At 72.7% G+C, this 16,278-nt stretch carries 17 protein-coding genes and 1 pseudogene; 9 read left to right on the forward strand and 9 right to left on the reverse strand.

Annotated elements, in window-relative coordinates; all coding sequences use genetic code 11:
* Positions 1-5 precede the first annotated feature (5 nt).
* The 4 genes from ACIBK8_RS18570 (at position 6) to pssA (ending at position 3,392) form a co-directional block, all read left to right on the forward strand.
* Positions 6-530, forward strand: a complete 525-nt coding sequence (locus ACIBK8_RS18570; RefSeq protein WP_399043015.1) for a MaoC family dehydratase — start codon at positions 6-8, stop codon at positions 528-530.
* Between the two features lie 3 nt (positions 531-533).
* On the forward strand, positions 534-1,739 hold the full coding sequence (locus tag ACIBK8_RS18575; RefSeq protein ID WP_399042929.1) for an acyl-CoA dehydrogenase family protein: 1,206 nt from the start codon (positions 534-536) through the stop codon (positions 1,737-1,739).
* Between the two features lie 170 nt (positions 1,740-1,909).
* Positions 1,910-2,557, forward strand: coding sequence for a phosphatidylserine decarboxylase (locus tag ACIBK8_RS18580; RefSeq protein ID WP_227047570.1), 648 nt, complete (start codon positions 1,910-1,912; stop codon positions 2,555-2,557).
* The gene (gene pssA, locus ACIBK8_RS18585; protein WP_393681935.1) at positions 2,544-3,392 is read left to right on the forward strand and encodes a CDP-diacylglycerol--serine O-phosphatidyltransferase; all 849 of its coding nucleotides are present in this window, start codon (positions 2,544-2,546) and stop codon (positions 3,390-3,392) included. The genes ACIBK8_RS18580 and pssA overlap by 14 nt, the downstream gene beginning before the upstream one ends.
* Before the next feature lie 103 nt (positions 3,393-3,495).
* On the opposite strand, the gene ACIBK8_RS18590 is transcribed toward pssA, so the two are convergent.
* On the reverse strand, positions 3,496-4,620 hold the full coding sequence (locus tag ACIBK8_RS18590) for a glycerate kinase (protein ID WP_399043016.1): 1,125 nt from the start codon (positions 4,618-4,620) through the stop codon (positions 3,496-3,498).
* A gap of 171 nt (positions 4,621-4,791) precedes the next feature.
* Between ACIBK8_RS18590 and ACIBK8_RS18595 the strand changes: the two genes are divergently transcribed.
* The 3 genes from ACIBK8_RS18595 to ACIBK8_RS18605 all read left to right on the forward strand — a co-directional run bounded on the left by ACIBK8_RS18595 (position 4,792) and on the right by ACIBK8_RS18605 (position 6,734).
* Positions 4,792-5,304 (forward strand): NUDIX domain-containing protein, encoded by a 513-nt coding sequence (locus tag ACIBK8_RS18595; RefSeq protein ID WP_399042930.1) that lies wholly within the window; start codon positions 4,792-4,794, stop codon positions 5,302-5,304.
* 84 nt (positions 5,305-5,388) lie between these two features.
* The gene (locus tag ACIBK8_RS18600; protein WP_399042931.1) at positions 5,389-5,871 is read left to right on the forward strand and encodes a GNAT family N-acetyltransferase; all 483 of its coding nucleotides are present in this window, start codon (positions 5,389-5,391) and stop codon (positions 5,869-5,871) included.
* 53 nt (positions 5,872-5,924) lie between these two features.
* Entirely contained in the window at positions 5,925-6,734 is an 810-nt protein-coding gene (locus ACIBK8_RS18605) for a nucleotidyltransferase domain-containing protein (RefSeq protein ID WP_399042932.1), read from the forward strand.
* 54 nt (positions 6,735-6,788) lie between these two features.
* On the opposite strand, the pseudogene ACIBK8_RS18610 reads toward ACIBK8_RS18605, so the two are convergent.
* The 5 genes and pseudogenes from ACIBK8_RS18610 to ACIBK8_RS18630 form a co-directional block, all read right to left on the reverse strand.
* Positions 6,789-7,310, reverse strand: a pseudogene (locus tag ACIBK8_RS18610) (methylated-DNA--[protein]-cysteine S-methyltransferase); the annotation flags it as partial.
* 10 nt (positions 7,311-7,320) lie between these two features.
* On the reverse strand, positions 7,321-8,793 hold the full coding sequence (locus ACIBK8_RS18615) for an AlkA N-terminal domain-containing protein (RefSeq protein WP_399042933.1): 1,473 nt from the start codon (positions 8,791-8,793) through the stop codon (positions 7,321-7,323).
* Positions 8,794-8,906: 113 nt separating this feature from the next.
* A complete protein-coding gene (gene pip / locus ACIBK8_RS18620; protein ID WP_399042934.1) occupies positions 8,907-9,878 on the reverse strand; it encodes a prolyl aminopeptidase in 972 nt (323 codons plus the stop codon).
* 46 nt (positions 9,879-9,924) lie between these two features.
* A complete protein-coding gene (locus tag ACIBK8_RS18625) occupies positions 9,925-10,311 on the reverse strand; it encodes a 5-carboxymethyl-2-hydroxymuconate Delta-isomerase (RefSeq protein WP_399042935.1) in 387 nt (128 codons plus the stop codon).
* A gap of 84 nt (positions 10,312-10,395) precedes the next feature.
* Positions 10,396-11,460 carry a hypothetical protein gene (locus tag ACIBK8_RS18630; protein WP_399042936.1) on the reverse strand — a complete coding sequence of 355 codons (1,065 nt, stop codon included), beginning with the start codon at positions 11,458-11,460 and terminating at the stop codon, positions 10,396-10,398.
* Between the two features lie 258 nt (positions 11,461-11,718).
* On the opposite strand from ACIBK8_RS18630, the gene ACIBK8_RS18635 reads away from it, so the two are divergent.
* Positions 11,719-12,363 carry a response regulator gene (locus ACIBK8_RS18635; RefSeq protein ID WP_399042937.1) on the forward strand — a complete coding sequence of 215 codons (645 nt, stop codon included), beginning with the start codon at positions 11,719-11,721 and terminating at the stop codon, positions 12,361-12,363.
* A gap of 10 nt (positions 12,364-12,373) precedes the next feature.
* Here the strand turns inward: ACIBK8_RS18635 and ACIBK8_RS18640 are convergent, their stop codons facing one another.
* The gene (locus tag ACIBK8_RS18640; RefSeq protein WP_399042938.1) at positions 12,374-13,681 is read right to left on the reverse strand and encodes a sensor histidine kinase; all 1,308 of its coding nucleotides are present in this window, start codon (positions 13,679-13,681) and stop codon (positions 12,374-12,376) included.
* 282 nt (positions 13,682-13,963) lie between these two features.
* Between ACIBK8_RS18640 and ACIBK8_RS18645 the strand changes: the two genes are divergently transcribed.
* Entirely contained in the window at positions 13,964-14,233 is a 270-nt protein-coding gene (locus tag ACIBK8_RS18645) for a PLD nuclease N-terminal domain-containing protein (RefSeq protein WP_399042939.1), read from the forward strand.
* Between the two features lie 26 nt (positions 14,234-14,259).
* On the opposite strand, the gene ACIBK8_RS18650 is transcribed toward ACIBK8_RS18645, so the two are convergent.
* Both ACIBK8_RS18650 and ACIBK8_RS18655 read right to left on the reverse strand, forming a co-directional pair.
* Complete coding sequence (locus tag ACIBK8_RS18650; RefSeq protein ID WP_399042940.1) at positions 14,260-14,796, reverse strand: O-acetyl-ADP-ribose deacetylase; 537 nt, start codon at positions 14,794-14,796, stop codon at positions 14,260-14,262.
* 44 nt (positions 14,797-14,840) lie between these two features.
* On the reverse strand, positions 14,841-16,262 hold the full coding sequence (locus tag ACIBK8_RS18655) for a phytoene desaturase family protein (RefSeq protein ID WP_399042941.1): 1,422 nt from the start codon (positions 16,260-16,262) through the stop codon (positions 14,841-14,843).
* Positions 16,263-16,278: the final 16 nt, after the last annotated feature.

The following is a 16,278-nucleotide window of genomic DNA, read 5'->3' on the forward strand; positions in this document are numbered from 1 at the left end:
GCACCATGCAGTTCGGCCGTACCTACGAAGAGTTCACCGTCGGCGACGTGTACAAGCACTGGCCGGGAAAGACCGTCACCGAATACGACGACCACCTCTTCTGCCTGCTCACCATGAATCATCACCCGCTGCACATGGACAGCAACTACGCGGAGCGGACCACCGACTTCGGAAAGAACGTCGTCGTCGGCAATTACATCTACTCGCTGCTGCTCGGCATGTCGGTGCCGGACGTCTCAGGAAAGGCCATCGCCAATCTGGAGGTGGAATCCCTCAAGCACGTGGCGCCGACCTTCCACGGCGACACGCTCTACGGCGAGACGACGGTGCTCGACAAGACGCCGTCCCGGTCCAAGACGGACCGCGGCGTCGTGTACGTCGAGACCAAGGGCTACAACCAGGACGGCAACCTCGTCTGCATCTTCCGGCGCAAGGTCATGGTGCCCACCGCAACGTACATCCAGGAGCGCGGCGGCGAGCAGCCGGGCCGCCCCGAGCTGAAGGCCCCCGCGGCCAAGAAGGAGAAGTAGCCCATGCCCCGTCTTGCGCAGACCGACGGCCTGACCGACATCCAGCGGGAAATCCTCTCCACCGTCCGCGGATTCGTCGACAAGGAGATCCTCCCGGTCGCCACCGAGCTGGAACACAAGGACGAATACCCCACGCAGATCGTCGAGGGACTGAAGGAACTCGGCGTCTTCGGACTGATGATTCCCGAGGAGTACGGCGGTCTCGGCGAGTCCCTTCTCACCTACGCGCTGACCGTCGAGGAGATCGCCCGCGGCTGGATGAGCGTGTCGGGCATCATCAACACCCACTTCATCGTGGCGTACATGCTCAAGCAGCACGGCACGCAGGAACAAAAGGACTATTTCCTGCCGAAGATGGCGGCCGGTGAGATCCGCGGCGCCTTCTCGATGTCGGAGCCCGCACTGGGCTCGGACGTGTCGGCCATCTCCTCCAAGGGCGTGCGGGACGGCGACAGCTACGTCCTCAACGGCCAGAAGATGTGGCTCACCAACGGCGGCTCGTCCACGCTGGTCGCGGTGTTGTGCCGGACCGACGAGGGCCACCCCGACGGCACCGCGCCGCACAAGTCGATGACGACCTTCCTGGTGGAGAAGGAAGCCGGCTTCGGCGAGGTCAGGCCAGGGCTCACCATCCCCGGCAAGATCGACAAGATGGGCTACAAGGGGGTGGACACCACCGAGCTGATCATGGACGGCCTGCGCATCCCGGCCGACCGGGTGCTCGGCGGCGAGAGCGGGCGTGGCTTCTATCACATGATGGACGGCGTCGAGGTGGGCCGCGTCAATGTCGCCGCGCGCGGCTGCGGCGTCGCCCAGCGCGCGTTCGAGCTGGGAGTGGACTACGCGCAGCAGCGTCACACCTTCGGGAAGCCCATCGCGCAGCACCAGGCCATCCAGTTCAAATTGGCCGAAATGGCAACAAAGGTCGAAGCGGCCCATGCAATGATGGTGAACGCCGCTCGCAAAAAGGATTCGGGTCAGCGAAACGACCTGGAGGCGGGCATGGCGAAGTACCTGGCCTCCGAATACTGCAAGGAGGTGGTCGAGGACGCGTTCCGCATCCACGGCGGCTACGGCTTCTCCAAGGAGTACGAGATCGAGCGCCTCTACCGTGAGGCCCCGATGCTGCTGATCGGTGAAGGTACCGCCGAGATCCAGAAAATGATCATCGGCCGGCGGCTACTTGAGGAGTACCGAATCCAGGGGTGAATATCCCCTTTAGGCCGATTTCATCTAGACGAAGATCACACCGCGTCATCGTTCTTCGGCCATGGATTGGCTCTGGCTCTTGGCCAGTTGCCGCTCGCAACCGATAGCATCCCCGGAAAGCCGCCGTCCCCCGTATCCATACGCGGCATCCTCCGCTACGAAGGTCATCCATGCCCCACAGCCAATCCTCTGCACCACGCGGTCGCGTCCGCCTCGCGCGCGGAGCGTCGCCGTGGCTCCTCCCGACCGTGGCAACGGCAGCGGTCAGCCTGGCCCGTTCCCGTCGCTCGGGACGCTGGGCTGCCGTCGCCGTGCCCACCACCGCACTCGCGGCGGGCATGCTGTGGTTCTTCCGCGACCCCGAGCGCGACATCACCCAGGGCCGCGTCATCTCTCCGGCCGACGGTGTGGTGCAGAGCATCATGCCGTGGAAGGACGGGCGCACCCGCGTCGCGATCTTCATGAGCCCGTTGAACGTCCACGTCAACCGCGCGCCGCTGGCCGGCACCGTGACGTCCGTGGAGCACATCCCCGGCGGCTTCGTCCCGGCGTTCAACAAGGAGAGCGAGAACAACGAGCGGGTCGTCTGGCACTTCGACACCGAGATCGGTGACGTCGAGATGATCCAGATCGCAGGTGCGGTGGCCCGCCGCATCGTTCCCTACGTGCCCGAGGGCACCAAGGTCGAGCAGGGCGAACGTATCGGTCTGATCCGCTTCGGCTCGCGCGTCGACGTCTACCTTCCGGAGGGCGTCGAGGCAGCGGTCGAGGTCGGCCAGGCCACCACCGCGGGGGTGACTCGTCTTGACCGTGATTGATCCCGAGACCCAGGCGAGCTGGGCGCCCGAGACCGAGGAGGACGTCGACGACATGCCGCTGTCCACGCGGCTGTCGATAGCGGACACCCTCACGCTCGGTAACGCCATCTGCGGCTTCATGGCCGTGTACTTCACCACCACCGGCGTCCTCATCCCGCATCTGACGGGCATGGACGACGGCGGGATGGCCCGGCACAGCGCGGCGATGGCCGTGATCCTGATGCTGCTCGCCTCGGTCTTCGACCTCTTCGACGGACTCGTCGCGCGCAAGCTGCGGGCCTCCGCGATGGGCGCCGAGCTGGACAACCTCTCCGACCTGATCAGCTTCGGCCTGGCCCCCGCCTACTTCGTCGTCACCTGGGGCATGGTCGCCCAGGACGCGAACCAGCGGGTGTCGGTGGTGGCCGCGGTCGTGGTGCTGCTGGCCGTGGTGCTGCGGCTCGCGCGGTTCTCGTGCGTGCCGATGCGCGACGGCATGTTCCAGGGCATGCCAGGACCCTTCGGCGCACTGACCGTCGTCGCCATCGTGCTGCTCGAGCTGCCGTTCCTGCCGACGCTGCTGGCGATCATCGGCGTGGCCTGGCTGATGGTGAGCCGGGTCGAGTACCCCAAGCCGCGTGGCCGGCTGGCCGTGGCAATGCTCAGCTGGATCGTGCTCAGCATGGGCATGCTCGCCGCCTGGGCGCTGGACGCCCCCGGAGGCCAGCTGCTGCTGCAGACCGGCTGCGCCCTCCAGGTGGTCCTCGGCGCGATGATCCCGCTGTTCGCGACGGCCCGGAGGGTCAACACCTTCCGCGACAACCGCCGCGAGGCCCGCGCCGCCCAGCTTCCGTAACACCCCGTACGACCCGCCGAGAGCCCCTGGTGCACGATGCACCCGGGGCTCTCGGCATTCCGCTGCCGGGCGGCCCGCGGGGTGCGGGCCGCCCGGATCCGGCTCAGACCAGGAAGTCGCGGGCCAGCCGCTCGGCCGCCCGCTCCAGCAGCGGACCCGCCTCGGCCATACAGCGCGCCGGATCGCTCTCCAGGTCCGTCAGCGCGTACGCCCGCCGGATGCCGGCCGCGCCGAGCGCCTCCGGGGTGAGCTGGAGCCGGCCGCAGACCGCGGCCACGTCGATGCCGGCCGCGCGGGCGGCGGCTGCGACCCCGGCGGGCGCCTTGCCGTGCAGCGTCTGCCCGTCGAGGGAGCCTTCGCCTGTGATGACGAAGGTGGCCTTCGCCAGCGCGGGCGCGAAGCCCAGGACGTCCAGCATCACGTCGATGCCGGGCCGGAAGGCGGCGTTCAGGCCGACCAGCGCGCCATAGCCGATGCCGCCTGCCGCGCCCGCGCCGGGCGCCGACGCGTGCTCGGCGGCCCGCGCGCCGACGGACCGCTCCAGCACCTCGGCGTAGTGCGCGAGCGCCGCGTCCAGCGCGGCCACGTCCGCCTCGGTCGCGCCCTTCTGCGGGCCGTAGACCGCCGGGGCGCCCTTCGGGCCTGTCAGCGGGTTGTCGACGTCGCTGGCCAGCACGATGGCGGTGTCCGCGAGCCGGGGGTCGAGGCCCGACAGGTCGGCCGTGGCGAGGTCGCGCAGCGGGCCGCCGCCCGGTGCCACCGGTGCGCCGTCCGCGTCGAGGAAGCGGGCGCCGAGCGCCGCGAGCATCCCGGCGCCGCCGTCGGTCGTGGCGCTGCCGCCGACGCCGAAGACGATCGAGGTCGCCCCCGCGTCCAGCGCGGCCAGCAGCAGCTCGCCGGTGCCGTAGGTACTGGCCGTCAACGGCGCGAAGACGCCGTCCGGGAGGTGCTGGAGTCCCGACGCCTCCGCCATCTCGACCACCGCGGTGCCGTCGCCGCGCAGGGCGAAGGTGGCGGTCACGGGCGTGCCGGTGGGGCCGCTGACGCGGGCCTCGTGGCGGGTGAATCCGGCGGCCAGCGCCGCGGCGACCGTGCCGTCACCGCCGTCCGCGACCGGGAGGGCCACGACGTCCAGCTCCGGGACGACGCGGTGCAGACCGGCCGTGACGTGCTCGGCGACCTCGACGGCCGTGAGCGAACCCTTGAATTTGTCCGCGGCGATCAGCACCCGTGCCGACCGTGTCCTTGCTGCGTCCGCCACCGTGTTTCCCCTTGCTTTCGAACTGGCAGTCGCGCCGCTGCGACCCTATCCGGCGAGGGGCCGGGCGAACAGAGCACCGGGGAGCGGGCGTGGGCGTCCGCGGGCCGGGCGGGGCTGCGCCGCCTCTACACTCCCGCAATGACGACCAAGGACTACGCCACGTACATCGCGGGTCTCCCCCGGGTGCTCGCCGCGGCCGGCACCGTCTTCCGTGACGGGAGCGGACGGATCCTGCTCGTGGAGCCCGACTACCGCGACACCTGGCTGATCCCCGGCGGCACCGTCGAGTCGGACCGCGGCGAGTCGCCCCGGCAGGCCGCCCGCCGTGAGACCGCGGAGGAGATCGGCCTGGACATCGCGCCGGGCGCGCTGCTCGCCGTCGACTGGGTCCGCAGCGAGCGTCGGCCCCCGCTGGTGTCGTACCTCTTCGACGGCGGGGTGCTGGACGCGGCGCAGCTCGGCGCGGTCCGGTTGCCGGAGGACGAGCTGCTGTCCTGGCGTCTGGTGGCGTGGGACGAGGCCGAGCGGCTCGTCGATGGACGGATGGCGCTGCGGCTGCGGGCCGCGCTGGACGCGCTCGCACGGGGCGCGGGCCCGGCTGAGCTGGAGGACGGGCTGCCGCCCAACGGGGGTGGTGGCGGGCCGGGTTGAGGCTGCTGTAGCCCGCCGGTGTGCGGTGCCGGGCCGCCGGTTTATTCCGTCGAGTTCCCTGAACTCCGCCTGTAGGGTGCCGCCATGCCGCCGTCGCTCCGTCTGGAAGAGATCACGCCTGACACCGTGGAGGCCGCGTGCCGGCTGACGGTCAGGCCCGAGCAGCAGGAGTTCGTCAAGCCGGTCGCCTGGTCGCTCGCCGAGGCGTATGTGCAACCCGGCGTCGCCTGGCCGCGGCTGATCTTCGACGGTACGCAGCTCGTGGGTTTCGTGATGGCCTTCTTCGACGTGCGCTTCGACCCCGACGATCCGCAGGACCGGCTGCGCAGCGGCCTGTGGCGGCTGAACATCGCCGCCGGGCGGCAGGGGCGCGGCTACGGCCGGTTCGCCGTGGAGTCGGTGTGCGCGGAGATCAGGCGGCGCGGCGGGTCACGTGCCACGGTCTCCTGGGGCGTGGGCGAGCACGGCCCCGAGCGGTTCTACCTGCGGCTCGGGTTCCGGCCCACCGGCGAGCTGAGCGGGGACCAGACCGTCGGCGAGCGGGAGTTGGCGCCCGAAGGCCCCTGACCGCGGACGCACCCGTTCGCCCTGACCCTCAACTACCGCACGGAGTACAGGACATGGAAGAGATCGCCGCACGGATCGCCCGGGTGCCGGGAGTGACCGGGGTGATGCTCGGCGGGAGCCGGGCGCGCGGCACGCACCGGCCGGACTCCGACTGGGATCTGGGGGTGTACTACCGCGGCACACCTGACCTGCGCGAGCTGGAGCGGTTGGCGGGCGAGGTCACCGGCGGCCCGGTCGAGGTGTTCGCGCCGGGTGCCTGGGGCGAGTGGGTCAACGGCGGTGCCTGGCTGGTGCTGCCGGACGGCAGCCATGTGGACTGGATCCTGCGGGACGTCGACCGGGTGCGTCGGGTGTGGGATGAGTGCCGGGAGGGACGTTTCGAGATCGGCGCCCAGACCGGCCATCCGCTCGGCTTCTGGTCCCCCGCCTACCCGGGCGAGGTGGCGCTGGGGCAGGTACTCGCCGACCCCGCAGGGGAGTTGGGCCGCCTCAAGGACGCGGCACGCCACTATCCGGAGGCGCTGCGGGCCGCGCTGACCGGCCGGGCCGTCTGGGACGCGGAGTTCTCGGCGGCGATGGCGGGGAAGTCGCAGTCCACCGGCGATGTGCTGCACGCCTCGCTGTGCCTGTCCCGGTCCGTCGGGGATCTCGTCCAGGCGCTGCACGCGCACCACCGCGTCTGGTGCCTCAACGAGAAGGGCGCGCTCGCGGCAGCCGCCGCCCTGCCGGAGACGCCGCCGGGTTTCGGTGCGGACGCCGCCGCCCTGCTGGGTGAACTCGGCCGCACCGGCGTGGAGTTGGGGAATTCACTGAAGCTGGCGGGGCGGCTCGTCGCGGACGTGCGCGCTGTGGTCGGCGGGTAGGCGGCCCGCTCGGGGTCTCCCCCGCCGCCAGCCGGCCTCGGGCGCCGGGAAGAGTGCCGCGTCGGCGCTCTCGAAGGCGAGCAGCCTGCGCTTGCGGTCGAGGCCGCCGCCGTAGCCCGTCAGGCTGCCGTCGGCGCCGACGACGCGGTGGCAGGGCACGATGATGCTGACCGGGTTGCGGCCGTTGGCGAGACCGACGGCACGGGCGGCGGACGGCACACCCAACTGCTCGGCGAGCCGCCCGTAGCTCAGGGTCCGCCCGTACGGGATGGTGCACAGCGCCGCCCAGACGCGGCGTTGGAAGGAGGTGCCGCTCAGGGCGAGCGGCACGTCGAAGACGGTCAACTCGCCGCGGAAATAGGCGTGCAGCTGCTCGACGACCGTGGCGAACGGCGCGGAGTCCTGGCCTGCGAGGTCGCCGAAGGTGTCCAGCGGCGGACGGTGGCGGTGGTCGGTCATGTACAGGCCGGACAGGGCGCCGTCCGTGGCGACGAGGGTGAGCGGGCCCACCGGGGTGCCCTCGATGACGGTGTGCGTGCGGCCGGTGGCCGGGGCTGCGGATGCGTGCGAGGTCATGGCTGGGGGCTCAGTTCGTGGGGAGGAGGTTGATGGGGTGGTCGTCGGTCGCCCAGAGGTACTGGACGGCGTAGGCGCGCCAGGGGCGCCAGGCGGCGGAGTGCCGGATGAGGGCCGCCGGGGTGCCGGGCAGGCCGAGCCGGGTGGCGGCGCGGCGCAGGCCGAGGTCGGTGGGGGTGAAGGCGTCGGGGTCGCCGAGTGCGCGCATGGCGATGCATTCGACGGTCCAGGGGCCGATGCCGGGCAGCTCGGCGAGGCGGGCGCGGGCCTCCTCCCGGTCGTCGCCGACACCCAGCCGGAGCGCGCCGGACGCGAGCGCGGCGATCAGGCCGGTGAGGGTGGCGCGCCGGGTCCTGGGCATCGCCAGCGTCCCGGGGTCGAGTCCGGCCAGCGTCCGCGGGTCGGGGAAGAGGTGGGTGAGGCCGCCCTCCGGGTCGTCGACCGGCTCGCCGTGTGCGGTGACCAGGCGGCCGGCGTGGGTCCTGGCGGCGGCGGTGGAGACCTGCTGGCCGAGTACCGCGCGGACGGCGAACTCGTCGGCGTCGGCGGTGCGCGGGACGCGGCGGCCCGGCGCCTTGCCGACCAGCGGGGCCAGCAGCGGATCGGTGCGGAGCTGGGCGTCCACCGCCTCCGGGTCGGCGTCGAGGTCGAGCATCCGGCGGCACCGTGCAATGGCGCCCGCGAGGTCCCGCAGGTCCGTCAGCGCGAGCCGGCACTCGATGTGCTCGGGGCGGGGTGACAGCGCGACGATGGCGTGCCCGTAGGGGAGGCGCAGGGTGCGGCGGTAGGCGCCGTCGCGCCACTCCTCGACGCCGGGGACCGCGGTGGCCGCGAGGTGTCCGAAGAGGTTGTCGGGGCACAGCGGGCGGCGGAACGGGAGGCGCAGGGTGAGGGTGCCCGGCAGGGCGGCGCGCGGGCCGGGGCGGGCCCGCTGCCGCAGCTCGCCCGGTACCAGCGCGAAGACCTCCCGCACCGTTTCGTTGAAGGTGCGGATGCTGGCGAACCCGGCGGCGAAGGCGACCTCGGCCATCGGCAGGGCGGTCGTCTCGATCAACAGCCGTGCGGTCTGGGCGCGTTGGGCTCGGGCCAGGGCGAGCGGCCCGGCGCCCAGTTCGGCCAGCAGCTGGCGTTCGACCTGCCGGGTGCTGTACCCGAGCGCTCCGGCGAGTCCGGGGACGCCGTCGCGGTCCACGACGCCGTCGGCGATCAGCCGCATCGCGCGGGCGGTGAGGTCGGCCCGCGCGTCCCACTGCGGCGATCCCGGGCTGGCGTCGGGCCGGCAGCGCTTGCAGGCGCGGAATCCGGCCTGCTGAGCGGCGGCGGCGCTGGGGTAGAACCGCATGTTCTGCGGCTTGGGCGGCACCACGGGGCAGCTGGGGCGGCAGTAGATGCGGGTGGTGACGACGGCGGTGTAGAACCAGCCGTCGAAGCGGGCATCCTTGGACTGCACGGCGCGCAGACAGCGCTCGGTGTCGGTGTGCATGCCTCCAGGATTCCGCAGCCGCCGCTCCCCCGCTGGCGGAAATCCGACATCAACGTGCGCCTGCCGGGGCACCCGCGATTCCCCTCCCCGCGCAGGTCCCCCACGCGACGGGCTCAGCTCCGCCCGCCGGCCGCCGCGAACCGGTCCAGGGCGCCGATCTCCGCCTCCCGCATCGCCTCGCTGCCCTTGTGCCCGGCGTCGTCGATGACGATGAGCCGGGCGTCCGGCCAGGCGCGGGACAGTTCCCAGGCGGTCTCCAGCGGGGAGCTGAGGTCCAGCCTGCCGTGGATGAGGACCCCCGGGATCCCGGCCAGCCGGCCCGCGTCGCGCAGCAGGGCGCCCTCCTCCAGCCAGGCGCCGTGCGCGAAGTAGTGCGTGCAGATGCGGACGAGGGCGAGCCGGGCGGCGGACGGCCGTCCCGCGTACGGGTCGGGCGCGCCGTTCGGCTCCATGGACAGCACGGTGTCCTCCCAGGCGCACCAGTCCGCCGTGGCCCGCTCCCGCACCGCGGGATCCGGGTGCCCGGTCAGCTCCGCGTACGCCCCGATGAGGCTCCCGTCCCCCTCCGCCGCGCGGGCACCGTCCCGGAAGCGCGCCCACTGCTCGGGGAAGAACCTGCCGACGCCCCGGTAGAGCCAGTCGATCTCGCGGCGCCTGGTCGTGGTGACGCTCGGGATGACGATCTCCGAGACCCGCTGCGGATGGCGCTCGGCGTACGCCAGGATCAGCGTCGAGCCCCAGGATCCGCCGAACAGCAGCCAGCGGTCGATGCCGAGGTGTTCGCGCAACTGCTCCATGTCGGCGAGCAGGTGGGCGGTGGTGTTGTGCCGCAGGTCGGTCGCGGGGTCGGCGGCGTGCGGGGTGCTCCGGCCGCATCCGCGCTGGTCGAACAGGACGATGCGGTAGCGCTCGGGGGCGAAGTGGCGCCGCGCCCAGGTGCCGCACCCCGACCCGGGGCCGCCGTGCACGACCACCGCGGGCTTGCCCCGCGGGTTGCCGCACACCTCCCAGTGCACGAGGTTGCCGTCGCCCACGTCCAGCATCCCCTGGTCGTACGGCTCGATCGGCGGGTACCTGTCGGTCATCGTCGGCTCCTAGGGTCGGTGCGGAGCGGGCAGCGGGTCCGTCACCTCACGGGCGTCCGGTGCCGCCGCCCCGTTCCACGTGCTTGGTGTAGGCCGCGTCGAGATCGGTCACGTCGACGGACGTGTGCACCACCAGCGTGTCGGGGGCGGCGGCGGTGTGCTGTCGCAGCAGTGCCAGGACCGCGCGGCTCAGCTCGGTCTTGACCTGCGTCGAGCGGCCGGGGAGTACCGCGAACTCCAGGTGGATCAGGGCCGCTCCCGGCTCGTCGTCGGCGATGACGGTCTCGTCGACGCGGCAGAAGCGGGTCTTGCAGCTCTCGACGGTGATGTCGTCGACCGTCCTCGCGGCCAGCGCGTGCAGTTCGCGGGCGAAGCCGCGGCGGTCGATGACGTCGTGCAGGGACGCGTCGTAGGAAACGAGGATGTGGGGCATGGCGTACTCCTGATGCGGACGGGCACTGCGTCCACCCTCTCGTACCGGCGGGCGCGGGACCGGCCCGGGTGCGGGAACCGGCGCTCAGCCCAGCAGCATGAAGACCGCCTTGACCGCCGCCGCGAGACCGATGGCCGCGGCGGTCAGCAGCGCGACGCGGCGGGCCGAAGGCAGTGGCAGGACCCGGCATCCCGCGCTCTCGGGGAAGGCGTAGAAGACCAGGCCCGGCTCCCCTGAGACGGCCACCCGCGCTATCGGCAGGTGGCGGAGCCTGGCCCGCCTGGCCAGTTCGCCCGGCCGCTTGACGATGCCGCGTTCGACGGCGGCGCAATGGGTGTCGGACAGGTCGGCGGGCAGCCGGTCGCCGTAGCCGCAGTCCGCGGTGCGCCACTGGCCGGCTCCCGACGCGATCAGCCGGACGAGGACGGGCGGCTGCGTGGTCGGCATCGGCACCTCGCTCTTCACGCTGCGGTGCTCGATGGTGCCCTCGGTCCAGGTGGTGGTCCGGCCGGCGCCGCCGCACGCCTTGTGGCCGACGCTGCCCTCGCCCTCGCACCCCGGGCAGGCGACCTTTCCGCTGCCGTCGCAGTCGGTGCACCGGACGCGTCCCGCGCCACGGCAGGCGGGGCAGGCGGCTTCGGGCGCCCCGCACTTGACGCAGGTTTCCCGCTCGTCCCGCGCGGGGGCGGCGGCGCTGTGGTGGCCGCGCTGTCCGCTGCCGCCGCACCTGGCGCAGGAGCCGGCGCCGGCGCAGCCCGTGCAGGCGCGCAGCGGCTCGCAGACCAACTCCCCGTGCCCCGTGCACCGGTCGCAGGGCACCCGGCCGTTGCCGCAGACGCAGTGGTGCGCACGTACCGAGTCCTCGCGCACCAGCGTCCACTCCTGCTGGGTATCCGGGTCGGACGGTTCGGGGACCGGGTGGGCCGACAGGTCCTGGTAGGTGGCGTACTTGGAGAGGTCGATGTGCCCGTGCTGTTCCCTTTCCGCTTCCCTGCGGGTCTCGATGCACCGGGTGACGTGGCAGTCGAGCAGCGACCGCCAGGTGACGTCCGCTGCGCCCGGTGCCCGCAGGTCCGTCGGTCCCCTGCGCGCGGCCAGCCGGGCGGTCACCGCGTCGAGAAGGGCTTTCTCGTCCTGCTGCCTGCTCATGCCCGCTCCTCGACTCCGCTCACGCTGCTCGCCGCCCCGTCGGCGGGCCGAGTATCACACCTCAACCCGGCCTCCTCATAGGCCCGTTGGCGGGTAGGTTCCGTCGACTTCCGGCCATCCGGCGGGAGACAGTGCGGACGGCCGCGGGGTGGTGGGGCGGCGGCGGCGACCGCGTGGTGGTCGGCGATGTCCCGGTCTGCGGGCGGCCGATACCGTGGTCACGGTTGTCTGTCCCTTGCACATGGATGAGGTACACGGGTGAGCGTTCGGGTCGTTCTGCTGGAGGACGAAGAGCTGGTGCGGAGCGGGATCCGGCTGATCCTGGACGCCGACCCGGACATCGAGGTCGTCGCCGAAGGACGCGACGGCTCGCAGGCCATGGAGCTGGTGGCCGCGCACCGCCCGGACGTGGTGCTGACCGACATTCAGATGCCGGGTGTCGGCGGCCTGGAGGTCGTCAAGCGCCTCACGGCCCTGCCGGAGCCGCCGGCCGTGGCCGTCCTCACCACGTTCGACCTGGACGAGTACGTGCACGCGGCGCTGCGGGACGGCGCGTCGGGCTTCCTCCTCAAGGACACCCCGCCGCGTGAGCTGGCCGGTGCGGTGCGCACCGTCGCCCGGGGCGAGGCGATGCTGTCGCCGCGGATCACGAAGCGGCTGCTGCGGGCGTTCGCCACGGACGGTACGGCGGAGGAGGCCAGGGCCCGGGTGAAGGTGCTGACGTCGAGGGAGAGCGAGGTCGCCGCGGCGGTGGCGCGCGGGCTGAGCAACGCCGAGATCGCGGCCGGGCTCTTCCTGAGCGCGTCCACGGTCAAGGTCCACATCGGGCGGATCATGACCAAGCTCGGCGCCGCCAACCGCACCCAGGTCGCCATCGTGGCGCACGACGCCGGGCTCGCCTGAGCGGTCCGCCCTACGCGGAGTCCTCCTGGGCGTGCAGGGGGAAGACCGCCCGCACCCAGTACTTCCCGTCGTCCTCCCAGCCGGTGCCCAGGGCGCCGCCGGCCAGCGTGATGCGCTCCCGCATGCCGATCAGGCCGTAGCCCGACCCCGGCACGCCGCCGGAGTCCGGGCCGCCCCCGCGCTCGTTGGCGACGCTGATCATGAGGTCGCTGTCCTCGGCCGTGACCGTGACGTCCACCGTGGCGTGCGGGGCGTGCTTGGCCGCGTTCGTCAGCGCTTCCTGGACGACGCGGTAGGCCGCGCGGTCCACCGCTCCGGAGGGCTGCGGCAGGTCGTCGGGCATCTCCAGCCGGATGGTGGCACCGGAGGCGATCACGTCGTCGACGAGGGTCTTGATGCCGCGGACGGTGACCTCGCCGACGGCGTCGTCACCGTCCTGCGCCGCCGTGCCGTCCTTGTCGTCGCGCAACACCCGTAGCATGCCGCGCAGTTCGGACAGGGCCGTCGCGCCGGTCCTGCGGATCACCTCGGCGACCTCGCCGGTACGGGCGTCGGGCGCGGTCACCGACAGCCCGCCGGCCTGGATCGTGATGATGCTGACGCGGTGCGCGACGACATCGTGCATCTCCCGGGCGATACGGCGGCGCTCGGCGGCCACCGCCCGTTCGGCGAGCAGGTCCCGTTCGCGTTCCGCCTGTTCGGCCCGTCCGTGCAGGGTGGCCAGCAGCACCCTGCGCTGGAAGACCCACTGCCCCGCCAGCATCGCTCCGGCGACGGCGGCCACCGCGAATCCGACGAGGTAGCTGGCGGTGTGGGTCAGGCCGAGGGTGTGGGCGGTGTGGCAGAAGGCCACCGTGCAGGTGAGGCCGCCCGCGACCCACGACCGCTGCTGCGGGCCCCACTTCATGCCCGCGGTATAGGCGGCGATCATGGCGGGGCCCGTCGGCTGGGTCAGGAAGGCCACCGGCACGGTCACGAGGACGGCCGCCCACGGGAACCGTCTGCGCACGAGGAACGCCGGTGCCACCAGCACGCATGCCCAGACCGTGGGGACGGTGTCCGAGCTGGAACCGGTCCACACCGCGAGGGCGGTGACGAGCAGATCCCATCCCAGCGAGCGGAATTTCCCGTTCCACCACGACAGCCAGTGCCGCCGGTTGTCCAAAAATCTCACCGCACGACGGTACCGGCCGCCCGGCCCGGCCCCCGGCCCCACCTGCCGTACCCGCTGCCCTGACCTGCCCGCTTTGGCCGCCGCCCTGCGCAGGTGGTGGTGTGCGCTGCGGGCCGGGTGCCTCAGCCCTGCTGCGCTGATCATGCCTCTCCTCCAGGGTCGGGACGGCGGGACGGCGGATGACCGCCCGTCGGCCCCTCCACGGTCGGCCACCCGGGCCCTCCCCCACATCCCCATTCCGGGCAGCCCCGCATACGACTTTCGGGCAACGGGGACGAGCGGGAAGCGTGATGCGGTCGCCGGAGGTGCGCGGCGAAGGTGGAGCACGTGGCCGGCGAACACGCCCCACGCACCGCTCCGTTCACACGCATGCGGCCGGGCACCGCCGCTCAACGGCAGCGCCCGGCACGAAGGGAAGACCGCACCATGCACGCTCCGCTCGTCCAGCAGATCACCGTGGCCGCCGCAGCATCGGACCCGGGCGCCCTCCGCCTCGGCGCGGCGCTCCTCGTCCTGGTGCTGCTGTGCTACGTGGCCTTCGTCATCGGGGCCCTGGTCGGCATCGTCAGGTCCCGTCTCACCGGCGGCATGAAGGCGGCCTGGGTGGTGTTCACGTGCGTCGCGCCGTTCCTCGGCAGCCTCGTCTGGTTCCTCGTCGGCCGCCGCGACGCGGCCCGCCGCCCGGCCGTGGGCTGAACGCCGGCCGCCGGCGCCCCCGTTCGCTACCCGGCCTGCGCCGTGAAGGCCGCGTACGTGCGCGCGTCGAAGAGGACGAACCTGGCCTCCTCCACCGCCGTTCCGGTCTCGCGCACCGTCTCGACGGCGATCCGCGCGGCGTCGTCGACGGGCCAGCCGTAGGCGCCGGTGGAGATGGCGGGGAAGGCGACCGTCCTGGCCCCGAGTTCGTCGGCGACGCGCAGCGACTCGCGGTAGCAGGAGGCGAGGAGAGCCGCGTCGCCCGAGGCGAAGACCGGGCCGACGGTGTGGATCACCCAGCGGGCCGGCAGGCGGCCCGCCGTGGTCGCGACGGCCTGGCCGGTGGGCAGTCCGCGGCCGTGGTGCGAGGCGCGCAACTCGCGGCAGGCGGCCAGGATTTCCGGGCCGCCGCGGCGGTGGATGGCGCCGTCCACGCCGCCGCCACCGAGCAGCGAGGAGTTGGCGGCGTTGACGACGGCGTCCACGTCCTGCTCGGTGATGTCGCCGCGGACGAACGTCAGGGCCGGGCCGGACGGGGCAGGTGTGGGGCGTGTGGGGCTCATGGGCCGGAGCTTAGAGCCTGTGTCCGCATCCCGGCCGAGGAACGTCAGCGTGCGGTGGCCCGCAGCCTGCGCCAGACCTGCTTCGCGGCGTAGTGACCCGACATGCCGTGCACTCCGGGGCCGGGCGGGGTGGCCTGGGAGCAGAGGAAGACGGCGGGGTGGGCGGTGGTGTAGGGGACGCGGGTGAGCTTGGGGCGGATGAGCAGGCGCAGGCCGGCCGCGGAGCCGGTGGCGGTGTCGCCGCCCACGTAGTTGGCGTTGCGGGCGGCGATCCGAGGCGGTCCTGCGATCGCGCGGGCCAGGACGAGATCGCGGAAGCCGGGGGCGAAGCGTTCGATCTGCCGCTCGATGACCTCCGTCGCGTCGCCATCCCAGCCGTTGGGGACGTGGCCGTACACCCAGAACGTGTGCCGGCCTTCGGGGGCACGGGTGGGGTCGATCAGGCTGGGCTGGGAGGTGATCAGGAAGGGTACGGAGGGGTCCTGGCCCTGCGCGGCGGCGTTCAGCGCGGCGGAGATCTCGCCGCTGGTGGGGCCGATGTGGACGGTACCGGCCTGTCGCGCCTCGGGGGCCGTCCACGGCACCGGGGCCGACATCGCGTAGTCGATCTTGAAGACGCTGGGGCCGTACTTGACGTTGCGGTAGGCGTTGCCGAGGCCCGCGATCCGGGCGAGCGCGGTCGGCGAGGTGTCGAAGACGTAGGCGCGGGCGGGCGGCAGGTCGTCGAGCCGCTTGACCTCGAAGTCGGTGTGCAGGGCGCCGCCGTGGGCACGCAGCAGGCCCGCCAGCGCGTCGCAGATCGCCTGCGAGCCGCCGCGGGGCACCGGCCAGCCCCGTGCGTGCGCGGCCAGCGCGAACATCAGGGCGAGCCCGGAGGTGCCGAAGCCGCCGAGCGGGGCGATGGCGTGCGCCGCGATCCCGGCCAGCAGGCCGGGGGCCTTCTCGTCGTGGAAGCGGCGGTTGAGGAGGGTGACCGGCTGCATGGCGGTGAGCCCGAAGCGGGCGTACGTCACCGGGTCCTGCGGCAGGCCGAGCCACTGGGTGCGCAGGAAGTCGTGGGCCATGCTGTCCCACTTGCCGAGGAACGGCGCGACGAGCCTGCGGTACGTCCCCGCGTCGCGCGGGCCGAAGGACATCGCGGTCTCGCCGACGGAATGGGCGAGCACGGCGGCCGTGCCGTCCGGGAAGGGGTGCGCCATCGGGATCTCGGGGTGCAGCCACTCCAGGCCGTGCCGTGCGAGCGGCATGGTGGCGAAGGCGGGTGAGCCGATGCCGAAGGGGTGCACGGCCGAGCAGGGGTCGTGCCGGAAGCCGGGGAGGGTCAGCTCTTCGGTGCGGGCGCCGCCGCCGATGGTGTCGCGGGCCTCGAAGACCTCGACGGACATGCCGCGGCGGGCCAGTTCGACGGCCGCCGTCAGGCCGTTGGGCCCCGCCCCGATCACCACGGCATCGAGCATCCTCGGCACCTGCGCCACTCCCCTC

Source organism: Streptomyces sp. NPDC050161 (genome assembly GCF_044460025.1).
In the GTDB taxonomy this organism is placed as follows: Bacteria; Actinomycetota; Actinomycetes; order Streptomycetales; family Streptomycetaceae; genus Streptomyces.

What these genes read in the sequence shown, in the direction of transcription:
- ACIBK8_RS18570 (WP_399043015.1), top strand. Translation starts at nt 6, where the DNA reads ATGCAGTTCGGCCGTACCTACGAAGAGTTCACCGTCGGCGACGTGTAC.
- ACIBK8_RS18575 (WP_399042929.1), top strand. Translation starts at nt 534, where the DNA reads ATGCCCCGTCTTGCGCAGACCGACGGCCTGACCGACATCCAGCGGGAA.
- ACIBK8_RS18580 (WP_227047570.1), top strand. Translation starts at nt 1,910, where the DNA reads ATGCCCCACAGCCAATCCTCTGCACCACGCGGTCGCGTCCGCCTCGCG.
- ACIBK8_RS18595 (WP_399042930.1), top strand. Translation starts at nt 4,792, where the DNA reads ATGACGACCAAGGACTACGCCACGTACATCGCGGGTCTCCCCCGGGTG.
- ACIBK8_RS18600 (WP_399042931.1), top strand. Translation starts at nt 5,389, where the DNA reads ATGCCGCCGTCGCTCCGTCTGGAAGAGATCACGCCTGACACCGTGGAG.
- ACIBK8_RS18605 (WP_399042932.1), top strand. Translation starts at nt 5,925, where the DNA reads ATGGAAGAGATCGCCGCACGGATCGCCCGGGTGCCGGGAGTGACCGGG.
- ACIBK8_RS18615 (WP_399042933.1), bottom strand. Translation starts at nt 8,793, where the DNA reads ATGCACACCGACACCGAGCGCTGTCTGCGCGCCGTGCAGTCCAAGGAT.
- pip (WP_399042934.1), bottom strand. Translation starts at nt 9,878, where the DNA reads ATGACCGACAGGTACCCGCCGATCGAGCCGTACGACCAGGGGATGCTG.
- ACIBK8_RS18625 (WP_399042935.1), bottom strand. Translation starts at nt 10,311, where the DNA reads ATGCCCCACATCCTCGTTTCCTACGACGCGTCCCTGCACGACGTCATC.
- ACIBK8_RS18630 (WP_399042936.1), bottom strand. Translation starts at nt 11,460, where the DNA reads ATGAGCAGGCAGCAGGACGAGAAAGCCCTTCTCGACGCGGTGACCGCC.
- ACIBK8_RS18640 (WP_399042938.1), bottom strand. Translation starts at nt 13,681, where the DNA reads ATGATCAGCGCAGCAGGGCTGAGGCACCCGGCCCGCAGCGCACACCAC.
- ACIBK8_RS18645 (WP_399042939.1), top strand. Translation starts at nt 13,964, where the DNA reads ATGCACGCTCCGCTCGTCCAGCAGATCACCGTGGCCGCCGCAGCATCG.
- ACIBK8_RS18650 (WP_399042940.1), bottom strand. Translation starts at nt 14,796, where the DNA reads ATGAGCCCCACACGCCCCACACCTGCCCCGTCCGGCCCGGCCCTGACG.